This window comes from Streptococcus sp. V940 (genome assembly GCF_054353495.1).
This window is the reverse complement of sequence record NZ_JBTHHZ010000001.1, coordinates 101805-126931: the sequence shown is the minus strand read 5'-3', so window position 1 is coordinate 126931 and position 25127 is coordinate 101805. Positions and strand designations below refer to the sequence as shown.

Sequence of the window (25127 nt, the reverse complement as noted above, 5' to 3'; positions counted from 1 at the left end):
CAATGCGCTCCTTTTTATTGTTTATTTTTTCTTTCTTTATGACGTTCATAAGCTCTAATCTGACGCTCAAGTTCCTTCTTGATAGCTGGTTCTGGAGCATACTTCTCCTCCCAGCCTTCCGGCTTAAGTATCTTGTGAGTCACAGGATCAAACTGTGCCTTGCCATCTGGGAATATTTTACCCATGTTTGCTTGATGGACAATCTCGAATATCCGCTCTGGATCTACTCCCATCAGTACAAAACTACCATACGTAAAATAGAGAGTATCAATCAAGGCATCGACTTGTCCAACCAAAGTACTTTTAGCCGGTATTTTTTGAGAAACTTTATCTGCTGATACATCAAGTGCCTGGTGCAAATCTTGTACAGCTTGTTGAAATTCCTCTTCAGAATTGCTGGCAGCACGGACAAATTCAACTAACTCTTCAATCTTAAAGCCGGCACGATAAGTTGCCCCTTGCAAATCCCAAGCTATTGGTTCTTCTTGAGTTCGCTCGTCCATCATATGATGGAAGGTTTTAACCTTGTTAAAATGATAGTCACGACTGACAAAGACTTTTTCAGAAGATAAAACTCCAAAATATTCCAAAGCCTTGTGAATCCCATCGTTTTGGTTGCTGGCAGTAATATGCTTGGCAACTTCTTTTACGCTGCTACTACCATTCCCCATGGCAACAGACATCCCAACACCAGCCAACATTTCCAAATCATTATCCGAGTCTCCAAAAGCCATGACTTGGTTGAGATCAAAACCATACTCTTTCCCTACACGACGGATACCCTCTAACTTAGAATTTCCTTGATTGATAATATCGGCCGCGAATGGATTACTTCTGGTAAATTTCAAATGATTTAATACTTCAGCAGCATGGTTTGTCTCCTCAGGCGTCATCAACATAAGCACCTGATAGATTGGTTGGTTGATTAAGTCCAACAAATCATCTTCCTTCTGAGGAAGGGCCTTACTGACCATACGATTAAAGGAATGACTAACAGTACGAGTCAAAAATTTAGGTACAAATCGACTAACTAGCTGTGAAAGAGGGCTGAGTCCAAAGGACATAATCCGAGAACCGACAACGTCTTGTCGCGTTCCCATGGCAATCTCTTTTCGATTTTTCTTGGCATAAGAGATGATTTGTCTGAGACTTCTCTTATCAATAGGGCTAGCAAAAAGAACGCGATCTTTGTTAAAGATATATTGGCCATTGTAGGTCACTGCAAAATCCAGATCCAAATCATCCATCAAATCCTTAACAAAAAAAGGTCCTCGCCCTGTTGCTACCCCAACAAGCACCCCTTGTTCTTTCACAATCTTGATAGCTTCCTTAGTGGACTTCAAAACACTCTTACTGTCATTTACAAGCGTTCCATCAATATCAAAAAATACAGCTTTGACTTCCATTCTATCTCATTCCTTTCTTTTATGATACAATGATTATACCACATTTCAGAAAAAGTGAGTGAATCATGACTAAGAAAATCCTTGTTTTACATACCGGTGGCACTATTTCCATGCAGGCAGATGAATCTGGAGCTGTAAGGACTAGTGCTGATAACCCTATGAATCATATCTCTAATCCTCTCGAAGGTATCGAAGTCCATTCCTTGGATTTTTTAAATTTGCCCAGCCCACACATCAAGCCTAAGCATATGTTAGCCCTCTACCATAAAATTAAACAAGAGGCATCGTCCTATGATGGTGTTGTCATTACACATGGGACAGATACACTAGAAGAAACAGCTTATTTCCTCGATACCATGGAGGTACCTCATATGCCTATCGTCCTGACAGGTGCTATGAGAAGTTCCAATGAACTGGGAAGTGATGGTGTCTACAACTATCTTAGCGCCTTACGAGTGGCCAGTGATGATAAGGCTGCAGATAAGGGTGTGTTGGTCGTTATGAACGATGAAATTCACGCCGCCAAATATGTCACAAAAACGCATACTACTAACGTTAGTACCTTTCAAACACCAACTCATGGACCACTCGGGCTCATTATGAAGCAGGAAATTCTCTACTTCAAAACGGCAGAACCTCGTGTTCGTTTTGACTTGGACCACATTCAGGGATTGGTCCCTATCGTTCCTGTTTATGCGGGCATGACCGATGAACTTCTCGATTTACTTCCTGTTGACCAACTAGATGGATTGATTATTCAGGCTTTTGGTGCTGGAAATGTCCCCAAGGAAACAGCTGAAAAATTAAAATCTCTCAGTCAAGCAGGACTTCCTATTGCACTAGTCTCACGTTGTTTCAATGGGATTGCAGAACCCGTTTACGCCTACGAAGGTGGTGGTGTTTGTCTTAAGAATGATGGTGTATATTTTGTAAAAGAACTAAACGCTCAAAAAGCACGACTGAAGCTTCTTATCGCAATCAATGCTGGACTTAAGGGCGATGAGCTCCAAGCTTATATGGAAGGATAATAAAAAACCAGGAAATCAGCTAGATTCCTGGTTTTTTTATTACTTTTTGCGAGTTGATTTGCGTTCTGTCAAACCGTGAGGTAGGAGGACTTCACGTTCTTCTAATTCCTCTTTATGCATAATTTTAGTCAACATACGCATACTAATCGCACCTAAATCATACAAGGGTTGTGCGATAGTTGTAAGGCTTGGTCGAGTAAAGCGTGCGATTTGAGAATCATCACTCGTAATGATTTCAAAGTCTTCTGGCACTGAAACTCCATGGTCAGCTAAGCCGTTCAAGAGACCAGCTGCCAATTCATCACCAGTCACAATCGCTGCAGTTGCTTTTGAAGAAACTAAGCGCTCTGCCAAAGCATAACCATCATCATAGCGATATTTAGATTCAAATACAAGTCCTTCACTATAGTTGACTCCTGCTGCTTTCAAAGCTTCTTTGTAGCCAACCAAGCGAATTTTACCGTTAATATCATCTACCAATGGACCACTCACAAAGGCAATTTTTTTGTTACGCTTCAACAAATGGCGAACAGCATCCGCAGTAGCATTCTTATAGTCAATATTAACACTTGGAAGCTGGTGTTCTACATCCACTGTTCCCGCAAGAACTACAGGGGTACGTGAACGTGAAAACTCTGAGCGAATTTTCTCTGTTAAGTGATAGCCCATAAAGATAATACCATCAACTTGTTTTGAAAAGAGTGTATTCACTACTGCCACTTCTTTTTCATCATCCTCATCACTATTCGCAAGGACGATGTTATATTTGTACATCTCTGCAATATCATCAATCCCTTTTGCTAGCGCAGCAAAATACGTGTTAGTGATATCTGGGATGACAACCCCAACAGTTGTTGTTCGTTTGCTTGCCAAGCCACGAGCTACTGCATTTGGACGATAGTCTAGGCGATCAATCACCTCTAGAACTTTCTTACGAGTGTTTTCTTTGACATTCTTGTTGCCATTGACTACACGACTGACAGTTGCCATTGAAACTCCTGCTTCTCGGGCAACGTCATAAATTGTTACTGTATCATCTGTGTTCATACCGTTTCCTTTCTAATGTTGAAAATTTTGTTTTCATGTTTACACCACTACTAGTTTACCACTAATTGTAAGCATTTTCAAGGATTAATTGAACTTTCTTTGAAAAAATTTCACCGATAATCATATTTTTGTAAATCAGTTTACTTTTCTTGATTTTTAGGCCAGTTTGCAGTATGATAATAAAAAATTAAGTAGGAGGCATGGATGGCTTTTACGGATTCTCATAGACGTTGTGCTAGCTTTGGTGTGGTAACCAATCTCCCAGACGATGTGATTGACTCAATCTGGTACATTATCGATCATTTTTTAAAGCATGTTTTTGAATTAGAAGATGAGTTGGAATTTCAGCTCTTAAACAGTAACGGTTCCATCACCTTCCGTTTTTCAAGTGAGCATCTACCTACAACGATTGACTTCGATTTTAATCATCCCTTTGACCCATTGTACCCACCGAAAGTACTTGTTATGGATATGGACGGTAAGGAAACCATCCTCCTACCTGAAGAAAATGACCTATTTTAAAAACTCTAGCCTTCTGACTAGAGTTTTCTTTTTTTAATAAATAGAACGACTAACCACGATACCACCTGGTTTTTTAAATTCTAAATCCAGATAATCCTGATAGGTTCCAGGAACGATAAACCCTTGCGGGCTCAGGATATCTGTCCCAGCTTCTCCAACGATAGAATCTGCTAACAGAACACAGTTGGTACTGAGGACAAAGTAGGTTTTAAATTTAGATGATGTGAACTTATAGAGTGTCGCATCAGCCTCGTGTTTCAGTTGATAAGAGTAGGTATGTTTGACCTCTCCTTCCCTTCTTTTCAGCAGTTGTGAACTTGGCTCCCAAGGTATCAAGAGGCTTTCTATCTCTCTCAATCGTTCTTCGATGGCTTTTTTCTGTTGTTCAGACAGGCTTAAACCATAGGCGAATAGGGTTTTCTGGCTTTCTCTCTTACAAAGTTCAATATATTTTTCACGATTAGCCTTAAATAATACTCCGTCACCGATTGCCCCAAACAAGCGCTCTGAGTGAGGGTCATAAGAACCGTAGGAAATAACCTGACCTTGGTAGCAAATATCTACATGGCCCATTGCCAAGAAGAAGGATGATTCTGAAGTATGGATGAAAATTTCTAAGTCAACAGATTTTTCATTTTTTCTCTCCAAATGCACTTCGTTTTCTTCCGTCTGATGGGTAGCTAAGGTTTCATTCCATCTTCGTAAGGTACTAATAGGAATTAAAGCCGTCACAAATATAGGCAGTGTCATTCTCATTCTGCGCTTGAGCTTTGGATTACTTCTCCCTTTTTCAAAAAAGAATCCATCCCTGACACTACTCGCTCCCAACATGATTAAGTAAAAACCAAGCAGGAGCAACTCAAAATTTGTTGCATCATGAAAAGGGGAGATACTATAGAGACCAAATCCCATCATCCACAAAGCATCGAATAAGTAATTGACCCTTGAGCGAATATGATTCTTCCGATAAATCAACCAGGTAATCAGGCTAATCAGACCTGTAAACAATTGATAACTACCAATAGAAATAACCAAGACATAGAGGGCAATCCCCTGCAAGATGACAGAGTCAAATAGAATGACTGCAAGAAAGAGTTTGGCTAGAGTTACAAAAATATTTTCTCTGCGAGACTTTTCCTGAAACCATCGCGTCAATAGTTGCCAAACGGCAGACAAAGAAAAATAACCCATTAATAGCTGGTAACCTAACATCGGTACCAGCTGCCCAAAACAAATCAAGAGAAGGCCTAGGGTTATGGCTACTGCACCTTCCCCTAGACTTCTCCATTTACTATAAATTTCGAAAAACTTAAACATTTTCTTTCTCCAATTGACGATATAAGTGACGAATCGGTTGTCCTAGGACTGGATGGATGAAATGAGGCGCAATTTCCTGCAGAGACTCTAAGACAAAGAGTCGCTCAGCAAGATAAGGATGCGGCAAGATGAGATTATCGTTATAAATGACCTGATCCTCCATAAAAAGCAAGTCCAAGTCAATCAAACGAGGTCCCCAATGCACTTCTCTAACCCGACCCATTTCTGCCTCAATGTCCAACAAGGTTTCTAACAAGATTGGAGCCGGCAGCCAAGTTTCGACTTCAACCACCTGATTGGCAAAACTATCTTGTTCTACACCACCCCAAGGCTCAGTTGTAATCACACTAGATTCTTTGAGAATACGAATCCCTCGAGTACGCATCTTGCCAAGAGCTAGTTCGAGATTAGCCGTCTTATCCCCCATATTGCTACCTAGAGCAATAAAGGCTCTTTGTTTGCGGCGATGGATGGTTACTGAACAGGTGTCTAGTGGTAGATGAATAGGCGCCCATGGTTTTTTGAGTTCCAGTTTAATTTCTTGAACTATTGGATAGGTTTCAAAAGTGCGCTCTACTAGTTTGTAGGCAACTGTTTCAATCAAGTCTTCCGTGGTTTCCTGAAACCAAGTCGTCCATTGCTGACAGAGCTCGCCATAATGGACAGAAGCTTCTAAATCTAGGTCCGTAGCAGCCTTGGTCATATCATAGGATAAGCTAGCATCAATGATAAATTTTTGACCCAGTTCCTTCTCACTCGGGAAAAGACCATGATAGGCAAAAATTTCCAAATCCTTAATGCGCAATTGATCCATAACTAGTCCTTTCTAGAAAAAATCGTTTGAATCGATTTTTATAACCCCATGAGACGGTAGGCTTGATTTCGAAGATCTTTATCCGTTTCAAACACTCCACGAGCTACTGTTGTCAAGGTTGCAGTTCCTGGTTTTCGAACACCACGCATGCTCATACACATATGCTCTGCTTCAATAACAACGAAAGCACCTTTGGCACCTAGATATTCCATCAAAGCATCTGCTACTTCGATATTCAAGCGCTCTTGAATCTGTGGCTTTTTAGCATAAACTTCCACAGTACGTGCCAGCTTTGACAAACCTGCCACACGTCCGTCTGGAATGTAGGCGATATGAGCTTTCCCATAAAATGGCAAGAAGTGATGTTCACACATGGTATGGAAAAAGATATCCTTTTCTACTACCATATTGTCATCAATAATTTCAAAGGATTTTGACAAATGCTCCTCCGCAGTTTGACCAAGTCCCGAAAAAATCTCTTGATACATGCGAGCTACACGAGCAGGTGTCTCCTGCAATCCCTCGCGGTTAACATCTTCACCGACCGCTTCGATAATCATTTTTACAGCCGTCTCAATTTTTTGTGTATCCATTCTCTAGTTTTTCCTCTCCATTAGATAGGCTCTCACCTGGCTCAAGAAATACAAGGAGCCCGTTACTATCCTAACTATTTTTTTCTCTTCAATATCTATTATACTTTGATCTAGAAATTCCTTCCAACTTTGATAGTTGAGATTTCTAGAATAAGCTACTTTTTTTAGTACTTTTTCGTCTGTCGCTCGACCGTCATCAAAGTGAGTCAATGTCAGCTCAGTATCTGGCAAAGTTCCTAACAAGTCTAACATATCCTCCAAGGCCTTGGTTTTGATACATGTAAAAAGTATTTCCTTGTGATAATCAGCAAATCGTTCTTCCAAGGTAGCTAATAAAGCCTTGACAGCATGGGGATTATGGGCCCCATCTAAAATCATCAAAGGGCTTCTAGAAACAACTTCAAAGCGTCCTGGCCAACTTGTTTCTTCCAAAGCTTGAGCAAGCAAGTCATTGCTTGCTAGTTCTCGACCATCTTCTTTACAAAAAGTATCAAGTAAAGCTAGTGCCATCCCAGCATTCTCTACCTGGTGCAAACCCAGCAATCCTGTTTGAAAACGACCTTGTCTAAGCGGGCTTGTATAGTCAAAGACTTCTCCCGTCCCCACACTCCCTTGATGACTGACTTGATAATCTTCCCCATAAACAAGCCTAGGAGCCTCTTTCACTTTCGCGATTTGGTTGATAACTGCTAAGGCTTCTGGGACAATATTTCCTGTTGCCAGGGGAACTCCTTGTTTGATAATTCCAGCTTTCTGCTCCGCGATAGCTTCCAAGCTAGCCCCTAGTAAAGCTACGTGATCCAGGCCAATGGTCGTAATACCTGTTAAGATAGGCTGACAAACATTGGTACTATCCAAAAGTCCACCCATACCTACTTCCATAATCGCCACATCGACTTGCTCAGAAGCAAAATAGTCATAGGCTATAGCAGTGATAATCTCAAACTCTGTTGTCCCCTGCAAATCATGAACATGCTCCCCCTCAAGTAGTGAGCGATAGTCTACCATCAAGGTCTCTAATCTTGCTTCTGGGATAGATTCCTCATTAATGACAATCTGATCGGTATAATGAATCAGATAGGGTGAGCTAAAGACTCCAACTCTTAGCCCCATCTTTACCAACATATTCTTCAAAAAGGCTATAGTAGACCCCTTACCATTGGTTCCTCCGATATGGATAATCTTGAGTTTCAGATGGGGATTGCCACGTAGGGCTAATAGCTTCACCATCCTCTCCAAACCAAAATGCGGTTGATCTGTCCGATAGTTAGCTATCCACTGATTCGTTTCGTTTTTATTCATCTTATTTATACTGTTTCAAGTTTAAATTTTCCGCATCATCTGCCAGACGAATGGCTGATGCGATTTCAACTGCCATCTTGTGGCTGGCTACATCGTGTACACGCACAACTTCTACACCCTTTCTAGCAGCGATACTAGTCACATGAGCTGAAGCCGTATCACGATTGCGGAAACCAGCTTCAGTTTCTGGGTTTACTTCAAAACCATTTTCTTCCAGAATATTGATGACAAAGCGCTTGCGAGAGACTCCTAAAAAGATAGGATAGCCCATCTCGTGTAATTTATCAAGGTCACGTAGAAGTAGTAGATTTTCCTTTTTGGTCAAGCCAAAGCCAATCCCAGGATCCAGCATGATCTTTTCTTTCGAAATTCCTGCTTTTTCCGCTCTTGCTAGAGCACGGTCAAAGAAAGCTGTCATCAATTCTTCTACTGGTAGTTTTTCAAACTCATCTAAGTCTTCCTTTGTAAAAGGCTCTCCAAAGCCAAAATGAGGGAAGATAAGTGAACTAGGGTGCTGAGGGCGTGCCATGACTGGATTAAACATGATGACTACCTGAGCTCCAGCTTTGGCAACCACTTCTGCCATCTTCTCATCCCCCATAAAACCTGTAATGTCATTGACTATGTGGGCCCCAGCCTTTAGAGCTGCTTCAGCAACTTGACTTTTCCAAGTGTCTACCGAAATCAGAACATCACTTTCTTGACGGATAGCCTTAATGACTGGAACCACACGTTGGATTTCCTCTTCTATCTCAACATAGCTACTTCCAGGTCGAGTAGACTCTCCACCGATATCTAAAATAGTGGCACCTTCAGCAATCAATTTTCGAGCCTGCTTCAAAGCTTCCTCAACAGCAAAAAACTGGCCCCCATCAGAAAAAGAATCTGGGGTGACATTGATAATACCGCAAATAGCTGTTTTTGTATGATTGTCTCTTTTTTCCACGATTATCACTCAAATTTCATTTAGATTGGTATTCCTCTATTTTACTGTTTTTTTTGGATTCTGTCCAATTATCCCTCGCTACTCTCAAACTTTAAAAGAGCGAAAAAAAAGTGGGACAGAAATCGGTAATTCGTTAGAATTCGATTTCGTCGTCCCACCTCCGCACAGCTTCAACAGTCTGGGAGACTGTTGAAGGTTGCAGATAAAGGAAACATAGTTTCCGTCAACATAGGGCATCTTTGAAGCTTAAAAAGCGAACAAAGACTTAGGATACTTGCTTCGCAAGTTCTATCCGCCACCTCAAAGCAGTGCTTTGAGCACTCAACCATTGCATCCTGCTCGAAAATCCAAAGACAATTGAGAGGCTAGGACTTTTGTCCTAGCCTCCTTTTTTATATTCTTATTTTTCAGTCAAAGCTGCAAGTCCTGGAAGAACTTTACCTTCAAGAAGTTCCATTGAAGCTCCACCACCAGTAGAGATCCATGAGAACTTGTCTGCACGACCAAGGTTGATAGCTGCGGCAGCTGAGTCACCACCACCGATGATTGATTTAACGCCTGGTTGTTTCACGATAGCGTCCATTACACCGATTGTACCAGCTTGGAAGTCAGGGTTTTCAAATACGCCCATAGGCCCGTTCCATACAACTGTTTTCGCACCAGTCAATGCTTCATCAAATTTAGCGATAGATTTAGGACCGATATCCAAACCAAGGAATCCTGGGTCTACTGCTTCACCTTCAGTGTCTTTCACTTCAGTGTAGTCAGCAAATGCGTTTGCTTCTTTTGAGTCAACTGGCAAGATCAATTTGCCGTTTGCTTTTTCAAGAAGAGCTTTAGCGACATCCAATTTGTCTTCTTCTACAAGTGAGTTACCGATTTCGATACCTTGTGCTTTGTAGAATGTGTAAGTCATCCCACCACCGATAAGAACTTTATCAGCTTTTTCAAGCAAGTTTTCGATAACACCGATCTTGTCTGAAACTTTTGAACCACCAAGGATCGCCACGAATGGACGTTCTGGAGCTTCAACTGCTTCTTGGATGTAGGCAATTTCGTTTTCAAGAAGGAATCCAGCAACTGCTTTTTCAACGTTTGCTGAGATACCAACGTTAGATGCGTGTGCACGGTGAGCTGTACCGAATGCATCGTTTACGAAGATACCATCTCCAAGTGATGCCCAGTATTTACCAAGTTCAGGATCGTTTTTAGATTCTTTCTTGCCGTCAACATCTTCAAAACGAGTGTTTTCAACCAAGAGAACTTGTCCATCTTCAAGAGCGTTAATCGCTGCTTCCAATTCAGCACCACGAGTAACACCTGGAAGGAATGTAACTTCTTGACCCAATTTAGCAGCCAAGTCAGCAGCTACAGGAGCAAGTGATTTACCTTCTTTGTCTGCTTCTTCTTTAACACGTCCAAGGTGAGAGAAGAGGATTGCACGTCCACCTTGTTCAAGGATGTACTTGATAGTTGGAAGAGCTGCAGTGATACGGTTATCGTTAGTGATCACGCCATCTTTTACAGGTACGTTGAAGTCAACACGAACGAGAACTTTTTTCCCTTTCAAGTCAACGTCTTTAACAGTCAATTTTGCCATTAGATATGACTCCTTCTTTTTTTTTACGTGTTAATTATATCACAAAATCAATAAAAGAGATAGCAAAACCTTAAACTTTTCCCCAACCATTTCACAAGATTAAATAAGGATAACCTTTGAAGCTATGACAGTATACACCACAATTTTTTCCTCAACTACTATGCAAAAAAGATTTGACCATTAAATGTCAAATCTTTTTATTGTATGAAGTCAATTTTAGATTAAAATTCTAGCTTAATCTTCTTTTTTCTTTTGAGCGAGAAGTCCAAAGCCACCTAGGACTCCGACCAATCCAAGGGCCAGAAGATTTGCATCTGCTCCTTCACCTGTACTTGGGAGTTGTTTTCCTTCAGGTTTTTCAGCTTGTGCTTCTGCTTTTGCTGGTTCCTGCTTAGCTGCTTGTGTTACTGGAGCAGGTGCAAGAGGTTTGTCAGCTTGGACATCCACTTTTGGCCCAATCTCAACAATCTCAGTAACGGTTTCTTTGATAAGCTCTGTTCCCTTAAGACTGCGGTTGCCTTCAGTGTCAACCTCTACCAGATTTCTACGAAGTCCTTCAACTCCTGCTTGAACCAAGCGACGTTCTCCTGTCTGAAGACTAGAATTTACTCGTTCTTCATGGCCGTATGCAACCTTTTCTTCCTCAACCACTAATGCTGGATTGTTAATGGTCAAATCTTTGACTCCGTCTAGTGGTTGAACACGGCTTTCTACCTTGGTACCAACTTCAGTAATCTCAGCCACTGCTTCCTTGACTACTTCTGTCTCAAGAAGAGTGCGGTTGCCTTCTGTATCTACTTCAATCAGACGACGAGTTTGGCCTTCTACACCCGCCTGAACGATACGACGTTCTCCTGCTTGAAGGCTAGGATTTACTCGTTCTTCGTGGCCGTATGCAACTTTTTCTTCTTCAATCACCAATGCTGGATTGCTGATAGTCAAATCTTTGACTCCGTCTAGCGGTTGAACACGGCTTTCTACCTTGGTACCAACTTCAATGATTTCTGCCACTGCTTCCTTGACTACTTCTGTCTCAAGAAGAGTGCGGTTGCCTTTGGCATCAACTTTAATCAGACGACGAGTCTGACCTTCTACACCTTCCTGAACGATTCTACGTTCACCCAACAAGAGGTCTCCTGACGGACGGTCTTGACGTTCGAAGGCTTGAGTTTCTGTTTCAACCACTAGCTCAGGTAGAGCTTCAACTGTTGGAGCAGTTTCACCTTCTTCTAAGCTACCCACATGGTGGCTTTCTTCTGCAGGAGCTAGTTTCTTATTCAGCTTTTCTTTCATGTCCGCAAAGGCTGCTGGAGTTGGATTTGTTGAGCCAATAATAGTTTCTGCTTGAGCGATGATTGGATCGTCTGCATTTTTCTCACGAACTTTTCCTAGAAGAGTTTCAAGCTCTTCCTTAGTTGTTTGATAAAGCTGTACACCATCCAAGTCTGCACCAGCTTGTTTCAAGTCATTCAAGGCTTGGTTGACTGCTTCTTGACTAGCATCATGGTTTTCTAAGATGGCTTTTGCTGCAGCAAGCTTCTCAACTAGAGCTGCTTGTTTTGCTGCATCCGCAAATGTATAAGCTAATGTTTCTTTGCGTCCTTGAGCAGATGTGATTTCTTGTTTCAGATATTCGTCGTTAATGGCTGCCTTAGGTGATACTAGAACATCAAATTCGACAGTTTGTCCTTGATAGTGCAACTCAAGTTTTTGACGGCCTGTCTTTTGAGCATCATAACCTGTAATTTCGACACCCTCGTCTGTAAAGCTATGTTCTGTCTCAGTTTCATCATCATACAAGACCTTGAAGCGTCCTTCTGATAAGTCAAGAGCATCGCCTACAAAGTAATCAATCTTCGGTTGTTTACTAATATACAGAGCTGCGACTTCTTTTGGACCAGCTTCTTCACCAGTCACTTGAACCTTGAAGCTTCCTGCAACTGGAAGACCAAGATAGGTTACTGTTAACTCTTGTTCACCATGATGGTGAGCATCATAGCCGTTAACAACTACACCTGCATGACTGAGGTTGATGATTTCGTCTGCTTCTTCTCCCTCATATTTGACACGGAGAAGACCACCTTTGAGATTCAATTCCTCGCCACCTTGGTAAGTTGTCTTTTTAGGTGCTGCTTCTAGACTGACAGACTTAATCTTTCTCTCATCCTGAGGAATCGTCACAGCAAGAGTATTACTGATTTCTTTCCCTGGCAATTGTGTGCGGTAGTAAAGAAGGCTTGGACGTTTTTCAAAGCTCAATGGTTCTGTTGCTACATCCCCTCCAACTACCGTATTTAAGGTAGCGATTGGAGTTTGTGAATCTGCCTTGTCATAGACTGTAATGGTTGCTCCAGCAGGAACTTCTGAGAATCCAAGTTGAATCTTATTGTCTGTCAGAACACGCGCTGCAACTTTAGCCATTGGAATGTTCTGGCTCTCCGTATCTAGAGTTTCATACATCTTCCAGTTGTAGATGCGGATGGCTTTCCATGGCGTTCCATTGTCAGACGTGATGACATGCAAGCGCCATTCTTGCGCAGTGATTGGGCTATCCAAGGTAATATCTGAAACATGGGCTTTATTGCCACGAACAGCCTTGGCTAGTTTCCATTCTCCAGCTTCATCCTTATAGTAGAGGTCAAAATCCTTAGTATTCATCAAACCATCGTTGACAGACTCTCCACCAGCTCCTGCGTGGTCCATGATCCATCTAACAACACGGCGTGGTTGGGTCAAACGAATATCAACGCTACCACTCAACTGAGCAGAAGACCATTTATCAGATAAGCTAGTGATAGTTCCATTCAACATTCCTTCGATACCTTCGCCACCTTCTATGTCTGGGAAGGTACTTCCGATAACAGTCGCTCCTGGAACGATGTTTTCTGCTAATGGTCTTGGAAGACTTGTGTCTTGAACAGTCATTCCCCACTCAAAGTTTGTAGTTGCTGCTTCAGAACGAAGGCCATTCTTACCAACTGCAACAACCTTCAACTCTTGACTAGTACCAGTTGCACTAGCTGAACGGCTAACTTTTGGTAGGTAGATCGTAGTTGCAGATGAACCTGTCAATAGGCGCCAAGCATCGCCATCCTTCTCATAAACTTCATAGAAATCAGCATCTTTATTTCCAGTAAATTGGACAATGGCTTCTGCTTCTTGGGCATTTTTAAGGGATTGTTTAGCTACTTTGAGAGCTGTTGGTGCTTGAGGAGCCTCTTGATTATCTGTTACAGTCAACTCACCCAAGTTAAATTGATAGCCCTTAAGGGCAGCAGTATTTTCAAAAGTGAGCTTGATACCGTAAATAGTCTGACCTGCCAAGGCACTCAAATCAAATTCATCTTTTGTCCAATCGTCAGATAGAGTCAGCTCTTTACGAGTATTCTCGCCACCATAGGTGTAGTTTTTCTGGGTCGCAAACTCTACATAGACCTTGCTTCCCTTACCACCTTTATGAGCAACACGGAGTTTTGTTTTATCTGTTACTTCGAGTTTTGTAGAGTAGAGACGAACATCTTGGTTGGTATTTTCAGCTAAATCACCCGCAAACTTAAGTGAGTTACCACCATTGTAGGCATCTTCAAAGTCATAGTCAGCTTGAAGTTTAGCACCTGATGAAGTTTGCCACCAGCGCCATGTAGGCAAGATACCTGATACAGAACGATAGTTCCATTCTGAGTCCTTGGAAACTTTACCGTCTACAAACCATTTTTTACCATGTCCTGTGTTAAAGGATGTTGTAAAGGTACGGCCTACTGCTGGTGTACGGTCAGCTACGAGGTTGGCAATCCCGTACCAGTCCTTGTCCTCTGGTTTTTGACCAGTTGGATCTCCTTGATAACCTGTAAAGAAGATATTTTCATTCTTGTGATAGTCTTCTCCTGTCTTACCAAGACTAGTGATAGTATCAGGTGCAAAGAGTCCAAGCGACAAGCGAAGTTTGCCATTTTCATCAAAAAGGGCATCCCATTTCACTTTTGTCTTGTAGGAACCACCTTGTTGCAATTCCAAACCTGCAAAAACATCATACTGACTACGTCCAAGCCATTTGGCCATAGTTACAGAGTAATCATTTTTCTCTTTGGTCCAGTTAAAGTTGGCAAAGAAGTGATCCGCAGGAACCTTGTCTCCCTCTTTTTCCATGAATTGGTAATTGTATTCACCCAAACCATCTTCATGATAACGACCATATTCATAGGTCATGGCATCATACCAAGAATATTTGACTGGATGATTGACTTGAGCCGAATATTCCTTGGTATAGAGCATGAAGTCACGCATTTTCTTACCAAGAGGCGTTACGATATCTCCTGTTGTTTCTTGGTTGATAAAATATCCATCAAATCCATAGTATTTAGCCAAATCAACCAACTTACGAGCGATAGGGAAAGTTCCGTCTTCGTCTTGTTTAAGGGCTTCGGCAAATTTTTCTTGGTCTGCAATACTATTAGACCAGTTAAAGAAGAGTGTACCCAATACAGGGACACCATTACGGTGACCAGCATCAATCACGTCCGGAGTTGGAACGAGCCCTTCCCAGAAGACCATTGAATTCAAGTATTGCCAGTAGTCAAAAGCATAGGCTTTAAACTCTCCACCACCTACAGAAGCGTGGTCTTTAGCCTTAGAGTTGGTATTGGCAAGAGCTTCAACCTTGGCATCCTTATTGGCTTTTTCGTTGACTACATGCCCACGGTAACGTTTAGCCAATTCAACTGAAGAACGATTAATAGCGTCGTCTTCACGGGCACCCGGTTCCCATTTCAACAAATCTTCCCAAGTGTCAAATTTAATCTCTTTTGGTCGAAGACTTTTTTCTTCTTTCTTAGGAACATCTGAGACAGTTACTTTCTCTTCAGCCTTATTTTCTGCAGCTACAGGTGCTTCTTCAGCCTTAGGCGCTTCAGCAACCGGACTAGCTACTTCCTTATCAGCTGCAGTCAATTGGTCCAAGGTTGGTTTTTCTTCTGAAATAGGTTGTTTACTAACCTTGTTTTCTGTCTCTTCCAACTGCTTTAACACCTCAGGTGAAGCTGTAGTTGGTTGCTCTGATGTGGCAGGCGATGCTTGCTCTGTAGCCACAGCAGTAGTCCTTGTTTCATTCGCTGGGATTGCAACTTCTTCTGCTAGAGCTTGGTTGGCAAATAAAACCGAACCAATCATCAAAGAGCAGGCACCCACTGATAATTTTCGAATACTATAGCGACAACGTTTCTCAAAAAATGGATTCTTCATTTTTTCTCCTTTCACTTCCAAAAAAGTAAGCGCTTTATTTTTATTTTAAAAAAGTAACTGCCCTTAAAATAGCAGAACTGTTCATTTTTATTTTACGATATTTATAAGTAGAGTCAACACTCATCCTAAAATATCTATAAAGGGGTGAATAAATGATATAAATTAGACAATCAATTCTCTTTATTACATTTTAATGATATTTTTCTAAAAAAATGCGTTTACTACTTGTTAGATTGCTTAGAATCCTTTAAAATAGAATGGGAGAAATTCCGCGATTAGTTTTCGGAGGGAAAATAAAATGTCCATTAATTGGCAGGAAATTGCATTTCACTTTTTAGGTGGCCTGGGACTATTCTTATATAGTATCAAAACCATGGGGGACGGTTTGCAACAAGCAGCTGGAGATCGTCTTCGATTTTACATTGACAAATATACTAGCAATCCTTTCTTTGGAATTTTAGTTGGAATTGGGATGACCGCCCTGATTCAATCGAGTTCAGGTGTTACGGTTATTACAGTTGGTCTGGTTAGTGCTGGACTATTGACTTTACGTCAAGCTATTGGGATTGTTATGGGAGCCAATATTGGAACAACTGTCACATCCTTTATCATTGGTTTTAAATTGGGAGACTACGCATTACCTATGCTCTTTCTCGGAGCAGTCTGTCTCTTCTTCACAAAAAATAGAACCATCAATAACATCGGACGAATTGTCTTTGGTGTCGGTGGTATCTTCTTTGCCCTCAATCTTATGAGTGGCGCTATGGAACCCCTTAAGGATTTACAAGTCTTTAAAGACTACATGGTAGAACTTAGTAAAAATCCAATCTTGGGTGTTCTTGTCGGAACAGGTTTAACCCTTCTGATTCAAGCCTCCTCAGCGACCATCGGGATTCTACAGAATCTATACGCTAGCCATCTGATTGACCTTCAGGGTGCTCTACCAGTGCTCTTTGGAGATAACATTGGAACAACCATCACTGCTATTATCGCTTCCTTGGGTGCTAATATTGCAGCCAAACGTGTGGCAGCAGCCCATGTGGCCTTTAACGTTATCGGGACTGTTATCTGTATTATCTTCCTCGTTCCATTTACAGGCTTAATCCAATGGTTTGAGAGCTTCTTAAATCTAGCTCCAGAAATGACCATTGCCTTCGCCCACGGAACCTTCAACATTACCAATACAATCATTCAGTTTCCATTCATCGGAGCTCTTGCCTTCATGGTAACCAAACTTATCCCTGGAGAAGACGAAGTTGTCAAATACGAGCCACTTTACCTTGATGAGCAACTGATCAAACAAGCTCCATCTATCGCTCTTGGAAATGCTAAAAAAGAACTTCTACACTTAGGTAATTATGCTGCGAAAGCCTTTGACCTCTCTTACGACTATATCATCAACTCTAATGAAAAAGTTGCAGAAAAGGGACATAAGACTGAAGAAGCTATCAATACCATTGATGAAAAATTGACTCGTTACCTCATTAGTTTATCTGGTGAAGCTTTGAGCCAAAAAGAAAGTGAAGTCTTAACCAATATCCTTGACTCTTCACGAGACTTGGAACGTATCGGAGACCACGCAGAAGCCCTGCTCAATCTTAACGATTACTTGCAACGCAAGAATGTTCAATTCTCTGAGGCTGCCTTAGAAGAACTAGCAGAGATTTATCTTAAAACTAGTGATTTCGTCAAAGATGCTCTTGAGAGTGTTGAAAATAATGATCTTGAACAAGCTCAAGCTCTTATCGAGCGACACGAAGACATCAATAACATGGAACGTGTCCTTCGTAAGACTCACATCAAACGTCTAAATAACGGAGAATGTTCTACCCAAGCAGGTGTCAACTTTATCGATATTATTTCACACTACACTCGTGTATCAGACCACGCTATGAACCTTGCTGAAAAGGTTTTGGCAGAACAAATTTAAAACGAAAAAAATGCTTTGATTCTTTCGAATCAAAGCATTTTAAATAGTTCTCCAATCATAAAGGCAGATGCAGCAGAACCTCTGTACTTGGCTTCTTCTCTTTTGATAAAGCGGGCCAGATTGACCAACTCTGGCGCTGGGGTCTTGGGATTCTTGAGAAGTTCAATAGTGACCAGACCCGATAGCCGTACTGCTAGCAAGCGCTCATTGGTACTGGGCAATTGCTTAGCAGTTTCTAGGAGCGCAGCCACTAGATCTTCACTCAGGTTTTGACGGGCATTATTGTAAAGATCCCGTATCAAGGTTTCTAGGTTTGGTTCTTCCATCCCTATTCCCTCCGTCATTTCTGTTTAATAATTTTTGATTAAATCTACTGTAGAACGATCCAATTTTTTAACCAAGGCTTGTAAGAAAGCTTGTGCTTCAAGGAAATCATCCATTGCATAAAGGGTTTGGTGAGAGTGGATATAACGGGCACAAACACCGATTGTTGTTGATGGTACTCCACCATTTTTCAGATGAGCTGCACCTGCGTCAGTTCCACCTTTTCCACAGTAGTATTGATACTTGATTCCAGCTTCTTCAGCAGTTGTCAAAAGGAAATCCTTCATACCTGGGAGAAGCAAGTGACCTGGATCGTAGAAACGAATCAAGGTTCCATCACCAATCTTACCTTGACCACCATAAACATCACCAGCTGGGGAGCAATCTACAGCAAGGAATGCTTCTGGGTCAAATTTGGTTGTTGAGGTATGGGCACCACGGAGTCCGACTTCTTCTTGGACGTTAGCCCCAAGATAAAGTTCATTTCCTAGTTTTTGACCTGATAAGTTTTCTGCCAATTCACTCACCATGAGAACTCCGTAACGGTTGTCCCATGCTTTTGAGATGATATTTTTTTCGTTAGCTGTTAGGATTGCGCTACTATCTGGAACGATGGTATCTCCTGGGCGGATACCAAAACTTTCGGCCTCAGCCTTATCCGCAAAACCACCATCAAATACGATATCTGAAATAGCTGGCATGGTTGGCCCGCCTGTCCCACGAGTCAAATGCGGAGGTACTGAACCTGAGATGACCGGAATTTCACGTCCTTGGCGCGTAAAGAGTTTAAATCGTTGGCTGCTGACAACCATCGGGTTCCAACCACCGATTTCAACTACTCGGAAGGTTCCATCTGGTTTGATTTCACTTACCATAAAACCAACTTCATCCATGTGAGATGCTACCAAAACACGAGGTGCATCGACTGCTTCTGAATGTTTGATACCAAAAATACCACCTAGGCCATCTGTTACTACTTCATCCACGTGAGGAGTTATCTTCTCACGAAGATAAGCGCGTACAGGTGCTTCATGACCTGAGATAGCAGAAAGTTCTGTTACTTCTTTGATTTTAGAAAATAATGTTGTCATTTCTATCCCTTCTTTCTTTCAACCATTTTACCACTTTTTATAGGAGAAGGGTAGTGAAAATCATCAATCTATAGATCTATCTACACCAAAAAAGAATCACGACTGTGATTCTTTTTATTTTGAATTTCTCTTTAAAGAAAAGTGATCTGGTACGGGGTCCTTACCTATTTCAGACCAAGGATGACATCGTAAAATCCGTGCCAATCCCATCAGAACCCCCTTAAATCCATGTTTTTCAATAGCCTGGATCATGTAGTTTGAACAAGTAGGCTCAAATCTACAAGAAGGTGGGAATGCAGGGGATATAAAGCGTTGGTAAAAGCGCACAGGCGCAATTAAAATTCGTTTCATTATTTGTTAGTTGTTACAGCCATGGTGTGTAGTTGGCTGATTTCTTTTTTGTTAAGACGACGGGATTCACCTGGACGGAGACCTGTCAAGTCTAGGTGTCCAAAACGTGTCCGAGACAACTTATCCACTTGAAGTCCAACTGCTTCAAACATCTTTTTAACCTGGTGGTTACGTCCTTCATGGATGGTCAACTGTACAACCGAACGGTTTTTAACAGGATCTACTTTGAGAATTTCGTAGACGGCCGGCTTAGTCTTCTTGCCATCAATCTCAAGTCCACGGGTCAAGGGGCGAAGGTTTTCCTTGTTAGCAATTCCTTTCACACGCGCAACATAGACCTTATCGATTTCATTACGTGGGTGAATCATCTCGTCTGTAAAGTCACCATCATTTGTCAAAATCAAGACACCTGATGTATCCCAGTCCAAACGTCCTACAGGATAGATACGCTCTTTCACATTAGGCAAAAGATCGACAACCGTCTTACGTCCCTTATCATCTGTTACACTAGAAATCACTCCACGTGGCTTATTGAGCAGATAGTAAACCTTTTCTTCGTTATAGATGGGTTGGCCCTCAACTTCTACCTTATCACCAGACTTAATGGTTGTCGCTAGTTCACGCACTACCTGACCGTTAACAGTCACCAAGCCTTGTTTGATCAACTCTTCTGCTTTTCTCCTACTGGCCACACCTGCGTGGGCAATATATTTATTGATTCTCATCTTCTTCTATCCTTTCACCAAATAATTGGCTTTCTTGTGCTTGAATTTCAAGCTCATCAATCACAGGCAATTCTTCCAAATGGTTAATACCCATGTAATCTAGAAAATAATCCGTCGTTACATAGAGATTAGGGCGTCCAAGTACCTCTTTTTTCCCGTCTTCTCGTATCAAGTCAAAGGCCTGTAACTTTGCCAAAGCTCCACTCGAATTAACCCCACGAATAGCATCAATCTCAATTCTTGTGATAGGTTGCTTATAAGCAATAATGGACAAGGTTTCAAGCGCAGCCCGAGATAGACTCTGGTTAATGGGCGCCTTAGAATATTCTTTTAAAATATCAGCAAATTGAGGCTTGGTCACCAATCTGTAGGCCCCTCCTGTCTCAATTAGTGCCAGACTAGAATCCTGGTCTTTTTCATACTTTTTGGCTAATTTTTCTAAGCTTTGCTGAATTCCTGTTGGCGGAAGTGATAGAAGCTCAGCCAACTGGCGGACTCTAATCCCATCTTCCCCCGCTACAAACAGGAGCGCTTCTATTTTTGCTAAAGTACTCATACTTCCTCTCTATCAAGCCTGACTTTGCTCTACTTGATTTTCCTCATTCTTTTTTATGAGATAGATATCTCCAAAACTCTCTTTTTGAATCAAGAGAATTTCTTGGGTTTTAATCAACTCCAAGGTTGCTAAAAAAAGTGTAATGACCTCTTGTAAATCCTTGGTTTCTTTAAACAAATCCTGCAGACATAGTTGTTGCCCTTCTACCAAGGCTTCCCGAACGATGACCATCATATCCTCAATTTTATACTCATCTCGTAAAATGGTTGTATGGTTTTTCGAGAATTCTTCCTTTTTCTTGGTCAATAAAGTTGAAAAGGCTAAGAAAAGATCGATCGTGGTCTTATCATGCACGAGTTCTGCATCTTCGTAAATTAACTCTGTCGGTGCTTTTGAGTAATATTGAGCTCGTTCTTGGTGCTTGACTTCCAACTGCTCTCCCAAAAGTTTAAACTTACGGTATTCTTCAATCTGAGAAAGAAGATCCTGCTCTAGGTCATCCTCTAAATCAGACACTTCCGCAACCTTTGGCAAGAGCTTACGACTTTTGATCAGCATCAGTTGGCTAGCCATTACCATATATTCACCTGCCACTTCTAAACGCATGGCTTGTAAGGTTGATATGTAGGCTAGATACTGCTCAATAACTTCTGTAATCGGTACATCATAGATATCCATCTGATACTTTGAAACCAAGTGTAAGAGCAAGTCCAAAGGCCCTTCAAAATCTTTTAATTTAATATCCATTATCTATATTTTTCTAAGGTCATAACTGTTTTTAATCCCAATTTTTTGGCGATTTCGTACAAGTCAACCTTCTCTTCAATTTGTCTCAGTATAAACTGTTCTCTCAATCCTTGAGCCGATAAATCTGCAAAGCCTTTTTCCTTTAGAAAGGCTTCTAACTGACGAAAGGCCCATTGACGAGAATATGGCTTACCAGTTTTTTCAAAGAGGTAGGTCTGTCCCATCAAGGGTTCTAACTCTGCAAGTAATTTTGTGGGAAGACTCAAAATTCTTTGCTGAGAGGCTTTATTGATTCTCAACACTTGAAAATCTAGATTCACATCACTTATTTTTATGGCTAGAATTTCACTAGGCAAGAGGCCCAATTCAACTATCAATAAGGCTATTAAACGCCCTTCTGGATAGGTACTTTCTTGCCAGAAAGAACTCAAGTCTAAAAGCTCTGACTGGACTTGTTTTTTCTCAGCCTGTTTCGGCAATTCCAAACGATAAAAGGTGCCAATCTTTCCTTTCTGGTATAAAAAGTAAAGAAATTGATTGCAAGCAGAAACTTTACGCTTTTGGGCACTAATTTTAAAATTTGATAGTTGAGCTTGGTAGATTTTTAAACTTGTCTCAGAAATTCGTTCTCCAATAAGATCTAAAAACTGCTCCAAGTCATATTTATAAGACTGTTTAGAATTACTAGAAAGATTTTGCTTTTCTTCTAAAAATGTTAAAATCCATTCTCTCATTTGCTTCGAATAACATATTCCTTACTAAAATCATGCAGGAGGGCATTGACAGCCTTGAGGATTGACTTTCGCGTGATAATTCCTTGGAAAATACCATCCTTATCAACGACTGGCAGGAAAGACTCATCCACTAGCTTATGCAATACATCCGTCAATGTATAGTCTGGATTAACTACCGCGACATCCTTCTTTGTCATGTGAACAATATCCATATCCGCCATAATTTCCTGACTCAAACCCTGCTCCATTTGATATGCAAAAATATCTCTAAGCCCTATGGTCCCAACAAATTTTTTCTCAGCAGTCACTACTGGAACTCGTGTATAAGTCATCTGGCTAAGGAGGAGAATTGCATGATCTGCATTGTGAGTATCAATGAGCACAGCCAAATTTTCAGCAGGAGTCAAAAAGGTTTCCTCTTGCTCCAGCAAAAAGAGTTCAAATTCTTTGGCAATCATCGAGCAAACTCCTTGGATAAGCCAGGATAAACCTCATGATTACGTGTTAGAAAGTCCACTTTGAAATAGCTGTCATCAATTTCCACACGAGCGTAGAGGCATTCTCTGATGGTTCCACGTGGTTGGCTAATAGAACCTGGATTTAGAAAGAGGGTCTTCCCTTCCATCCAAGCATTTGGCACATGCAAGTGACCATAGAGACAGATATCAGCATCTTCCTCTTGGGCCCAGAAATCTAGTTTTTGGAAATTGAAGTTAATGTCAAATAAGTGTCCGTGAGTCTGGATAATCTTGGTAGGACCCAGTTGAGTCACTAGGCGTTCTGGATAATCTGAATAGAAATCCATGTTTCCTCTAACTACCTGAATCCCTTCCCAGAGTGGTGAATCTGGGCGAAGCTCCGAGTCACCATCGTGAAAAATGGCATCAACTTTCCCAAGATAGCGATCACGTATTTCTTCTACAATCAAGCTATCTCCATGGGAGTCGCTCATTACAATGATGGTTTGCTTTGCCATGATGGAAATACCTCCAAAAGTTTCTTAACGGCTAAGGCACGGTGAGATTGACTATTTTTTTCTTCAAGGGTTAATTCAGCTGATGACTTGCCTGTTTCTCCTACTAGGAAAAGAGGGTCATAGCCAAAACCATTTTCACCCTTAGGTTCAAAGTTAATGTAGCCTGGCCAATCAGCTTCGACCACCAAGCTTTCCTTACCGGGACTAGCTACGACCAAGGTTGTGTGGAATTGCGCTGAACGGTCCTTGAGTTCAAAGACCATGGCCAATTCGTGCAAGAGTTTGGCATTATTTTCTTGGTCACTTGCTCCAACACCTGCGAAACGAGCAGACCAGACCCCTGGCAAGCCACCAAGAACATCAACTTTAAGCCCAGAGTCGTCTGCCAAAACCATCTTACCTGTTAACTGTGAAATGGTTTCTGCCTTCAGACGAGCATTTTCTTCAAAGGTCATGCCTGTTTCAGCTACTTCAGGCAGGTCTGGATAATCATTAAGGTTCTCCACATCATATCCAAGTTTGTCAAAGATAGCACGAAATTCCTTGGTCTTCCCTTCATTACGAGTCGCTATGAGCAAGGTTTCTCTGACTTTGCTAGTTTCAAAGAAGGCTTCAACATCTACTCCTTCTTTAGGTAATTCCACATGCAAGAGTTGCCCATTTTCAACTAAGAGTAAGGCACCTTGGCGTTGAATGACTTCCAAGTTTCGACCGGCTTCTGCATTTAAAATCTCAACGATAAAAGATAGTAAGCGGAAGTTGGAAGACCAGCGCATTACCGTAATCGTGATTGGAAAACCATTTTCCTCATCACGGAAAATGCGAGCCAAATCCATAAAATAGAGATCATGAGGATCTTTTATGAGGCTATAGATTCCACCGTAGACGTCCCAAACACCTACATACCAGTCCTGGTCATCCTTGTATTCATAAATTTTGTTTGTCATAATGTTACATGCTCCACATGAATCTCTTTTTCAAGCCATTCCGCTCCAATTTGGGCAAAACTATGGCTATTTGCAGTCGTATAAAAACGGTGTTGTAGAGGGCCAGCATCCCGGCTACGATTAATCTCGAAATAATTGAGTAAGACAGAGATATCCCGCACGCACTCTGCGCCACTATCAATCAGTTTCACTTCTGGTCCCATCACATTTTGGATAATGGGTCTGAGGAGCGGATAGTGGGTACAGCCCAGAATCAAGCTGTCTACCTTGCCCACTAATGGACGCAAGGTTTCATAAACTACTTTCTTGGTCACACTGGTTGAAAGGGCCCCAGACTCAACCAAGGGAGCAAACTTAGGGCAGGCCAAACTTTCAACTTGCAAATTTGGATCTAGGTCATGAATTTTTTGACGATAGATATCTGATTGTACTGTCATCGGTGTTCCAATCACACCGATTCTCCCACCCTGACTTGCTTTGATAGCAGCTGAAGCGCCCGGTAAAATCACTCCAAGAACAGGAATATCGAGTTTGGATTTAATTTCTTCCCAAACAACTGCTGTTGCAGTATTACAAGCGATGACAATCATCTTGACATCCTTAGTCAAAAGAAAGTTGACCAACTGCCAAGTATATTCACGAATTTGCTCAGCAGGACGAGGCCCGTAAGGCGCTCGTGCCGAATCTCCAATATAGACGATTTCTTCATGAGGAAGCTGGCGCATGAGCTCACGTACAACAGTCAAGCCCCCAACACCCGAATCCAAAAAACCAATTGGTCGATTATCCATACAGTCTTCTTTCTAGTCTTATTTTTCTGATTGATAGTTCATTATCATTACATTTCTTACTGAAATTTCTGACAGACTGGTAAACTCCAGACTATCTCCCTCTTAATCATAATCAAATATCAATAGAATGCAAGGAAAAAGT

At 41.5% G+C, this 25127-nt stretch carries 23 protein-coding genes; 3 read left to right on the top strand and 20 right to left on the bottom strand.

Annotated elements, in window-relative coordinates; genetic code table 11:
• Positions 1 to 14: 14 nt before the first annotated feature.
• Positions 15 to 1406, bottom strand: a complete 1392-nt coding sequence (locus ACXYSM_RS00795) for a Cof-type HAD-IIB family hydrolase (protein ID WP_458633996.1) — start codon at positions 1404 to 1406, stop codon at positions 15 to 17.
• Between the two features lie 65 nt (positions 1407 to 1471).
• Between ACXYSM_RS00795 and ACXYSM_RS00790 the strand changes: the two genes are divergently transcribed.
• Positions 1472 to 2434, top strand: a complete 963-nt coding sequence (locus ACXYSM_RS00790; RefSeq protein WP_458633995.1) for an asparaginase — start codon at positions 1472 to 1474, stop codon at positions 2432 to 2434.
• A gap of 39 nt (positions 2435 to 2473) precedes the next feature.
• On the opposite strand, the gene ccpA is transcribed toward ACXYSM_RS00790, so the two are convergent.
• The gene (gene ccpA / locus ACXYSM_RS00785; protein ID WP_004251755.1) at positions 2474 to 3481 is read right to left on the bottom strand and encodes a catabolite control protein A; all 1008 of its coding nucleotides are present in this window, start codon (positions 3479 to 3481) and stop codon (positions 2474 to 2476) included.
• Between the two features lie 204 nt (positions 3482 to 3685).
• On the opposite strand from ccpA, the gene ACXYSM_RS00780 reads away from it, so the two are divergent.
• The gene (locus ACXYSM_RS00780) at positions 3686 to 4003 is read left to right on the top strand and encodes a DUF960 domain-containing protein (RefSeq protein WP_004251754.1); all 318 of its coding nucleotides are present in this window, start codon (positions 3686 to 3688) and stop codon (positions 4001 to 4003) included.
• Positions 4004 to 4036: 33 nt separating this feature from the next.
• Here the strand turns inward: ACXYSM_RS00780 and ACXYSM_RS00775 are convergent, their stop codons facing one another.
• The 7 genes from ACXYSM_RS00775 to ACXYSM_RS00745 all read right to left on the bottom strand — a co-directional run bounded on the left by ACXYSM_RS00775 (position 4037) and on the right by ACXYSM_RS00745 (position 15813).
• Complete coding sequence (locus tag ACXYSM_RS00775) at positions 4037 to 5320, bottom strand: DUF308 domain-containing protein (RefSeq protein ID WP_458633994.1); 1284 nt, start codon at positions 5318 to 5320, stop codon at positions 4037 to 4039.
• Positions 5313 to 6134 carry a dihydroneopterin aldolase gene (folB, locus tag ACXYSM_RS00770; protein WP_458633993.1) on the bottom strand — a complete coding sequence of 274 codons (822 nt, stop codon included), beginning with the start codon at positions 6132 to 6134 and terminating at the stop codon, positions 5313 to 5315. The genes ACXYSM_RS00775 and folB overlap by 8 nt, the downstream gene beginning before the upstream one ends.
• A gap of 38 nt (positions 6135 to 6172) precedes the next feature.
• A complete protein-coding gene (gene folE / locus ACXYSM_RS00765) occupies positions 6173 to 6727 on the bottom strand; it encodes a GTP cyclohydrolase I FolE (RefSeq protein ID WP_458633992.1) in 555 nt (184 codons plus the stop codon).
• A gap of 3 nt (positions 6728 to 6730) precedes the next feature.
• On the bottom strand, positions 6731 to 8029 hold the full coding sequence (locus tag ACXYSM_RS00760; RefSeq protein ID WP_458633991.1) for a bifunctional folylpolyglutamate synthase/dihydrofolate synthase: 1299 nt from the start codon (positions 8027 to 8029) through the stop codon (positions 6731 to 6733).
• A gap of 1 nt (position 8030) precedes the next feature.
• The gene (gene folP, locus ACXYSM_RS00755; RefSeq protein WP_458633990.1) at positions 8031 to 8975 is read right to left on the bottom strand and encodes a dihydropteroate synthase; all 945 of its coding nucleotides are present in this window, start codon (positions 8973 to 8975) and stop codon (positions 8031 to 8033) included.
• A gap of 400 nt (positions 8976 to 9375) precedes the next feature.
• Positions 9376 to 10575 carry a phosphoglycerate kinase gene (locus tag ACXYSM_RS00750; protein ID WP_006147868.1) on the bottom strand — a complete coding sequence of 400 codons (1200 nt, stop codon included), beginning with the start codon at positions 10573 to 10575 and terminating at the stop codon, positions 9376 to 9378.
• 234 nt (positions 10576 to 10809) lie between these two features.
• Positions 10810 to 15813, bottom strand: a complete 5004-nt coding sequence (locus tag ACXYSM_RS00745; protein ID WP_458633989.1) for an endo-beta-N-acetylglucosaminidase — start codon at positions 15811 to 15813, stop codon at positions 10810 to 10812.
• 298 nt (positions 15814 to 16111) lie between these two features.
• On the opposite strand from ACXYSM_RS00745, the gene ACXYSM_RS00740 reads away from it, so the two are divergent.
• The gene (locus ACXYSM_RS00740; protein ID WP_458633988.1) at positions 16112 to 17743 is read left to right on the top strand and encodes a Na/Pi cotransporter family protein; all 1632 of its coding nucleotides are present in this window, start codon (positions 16112 to 16114) and stop codon (positions 17741 to 17743) included.
• Positions 17744 to 17772: 29 nt separating this feature from the next.
• On the opposite strand, the gene ACXYSM_RS00735 is transcribed toward ACXYSM_RS00740, so the two are convergent.
• From ACXYSM_RS00735 to racE, 11 genes are all read right to left on the bottom strand, one after another.
• Entirely contained in the window at positions 17773 to 18069 is a 297-nt protein-coding gene (locus ACXYSM_RS00735; protein WP_414271830.1) for a bacteriocin immunity protein, read from the bottom strand.
• A gap of 24 nt (positions 18070 to 18093) precedes the next feature.
• The gene (gene pepA / locus ACXYSM_RS00730) at positions 18094 to 19158 is read right to left on the bottom strand and encodes a glutamyl aminopeptidase (protein ID WP_458633987.1); all 1065 of its coding nucleotides are present in this window, start codon (positions 19156 to 19158) and stop codon (positions 18094 to 18096) included.
• A gap of 114 nt (positions 19159 to 19272) precedes the next feature.
• On the bottom strand, positions 19273 to 19509 hold the full coding sequence (yidD, locus tag ACXYSM_RS00725; protein ID WP_025170542.1) for a membrane protein insertion efficiency factor YidD: 237 nt from the start codon (positions 19507 to 19509) through the stop codon (positions 19273 to 19275).
• On the bottom strand, positions 19509 to 20234 hold the full coding sequence (locus ACXYSM_RS00720) for a pseudouridine synthase (protein ID WP_004251725.1): 726 nt from the start codon (positions 20232 to 20234) through the stop codon (positions 19509 to 19511). The genes yidD and ACXYSM_RS00720 overlap by 1 nt, the downstream gene beginning before the upstream one ends.
• Positions 20221 to 20790, bottom strand: coding sequence for an SMC-Scp complex subunit ScpB (gene scpB / locus ACXYSM_RS00715; RefSeq protein WP_458633986.1), 570 nt, complete (start codon positions 20788 to 20790; stop codon positions 20221 to 20223). The genes ACXYSM_RS00720 and scpB overlap by 14 nt, the downstream gene beginning before the upstream one ends.
• Before the next feature lie 12 nt (positions 20791 to 20802).
• The gene (locus tag ACXYSM_RS00710; RefSeq protein WP_263394054.1) at positions 20803 to 21537 is read right to left on the bottom strand and encodes a segregation/condensation protein A; all 735 of its coding nucleotides are present in this window, start codon (positions 21535 to 21537) and stop codon (positions 20803 to 20805) included.
• A complete protein-coding gene (xerD, locus tag ACXYSM_RS00705) occupies positions 21537 to 22271 on the bottom strand; it encodes a site-specific tyrosine recombinase XerD (RefSeq protein ID WP_458633985.1) in 735 nt (244 codons plus the stop codon). Before xerD ends, ACXYSM_RS00710 begins: the two co-directional genes overlap by 1 nt.
• The gene (cbpB, locus tag ACXYSM_RS00700; RefSeq protein ID WP_458633984.1) at positions 22268 to 22729 is read right to left on the bottom strand and encodes a cyclic-di-AMP-binding protein CbpB; all 462 of its coding nucleotides are present in this window, start codon (positions 22727 to 22729) and stop codon (positions 22268 to 22270) included. Before cbpB ends, xerD begins: the two co-directional genes overlap by 4 nt.
• Positions 22726 to 23247: a metallophosphoesterase gene (locus tag ACXYSM_RS00695; protein WP_004251713.1), complete on the bottom strand. Its 522-nt coding sequence runs from the start codon at positions 23245 to 23247 to the stop codon at positions 22726 to 22728. The genes cbpB and ACXYSM_RS00695 overlap by 4 nt, the downstream gene beginning before the upstream one ends.
• Positions 23223 to 24194, bottom strand: a complete 972-nt coding sequence (locus ACXYSM_RS00690) for a nucleoside-triphosphate diphosphatase (RefSeq protein WP_458633983.1) — start codon at positions 24192 to 24194, stop codon at positions 23223 to 23225. Before ACXYSM_RS00690 ends, ACXYSM_RS00695 begins: the two co-directional genes overlap by 25 nt.
• Positions 24191 to 24985 carry a glutamate racemase gene (racE, locus tag ACXYSM_RS00685; RefSeq protein ID WP_004251710.1) on the bottom strand — a complete coding sequence of 265 codons (795 nt, stop codon included), beginning with the start codon at positions 24983 to 24985 and terminating at the stop codon, positions 24191 to 24193. Before racE ends, ACXYSM_RS00690 begins: the two co-directional genes overlap by 4 nt.
• Between the last annotated feature and the right edge of the window lie 142 nt (positions 24986 to 25127).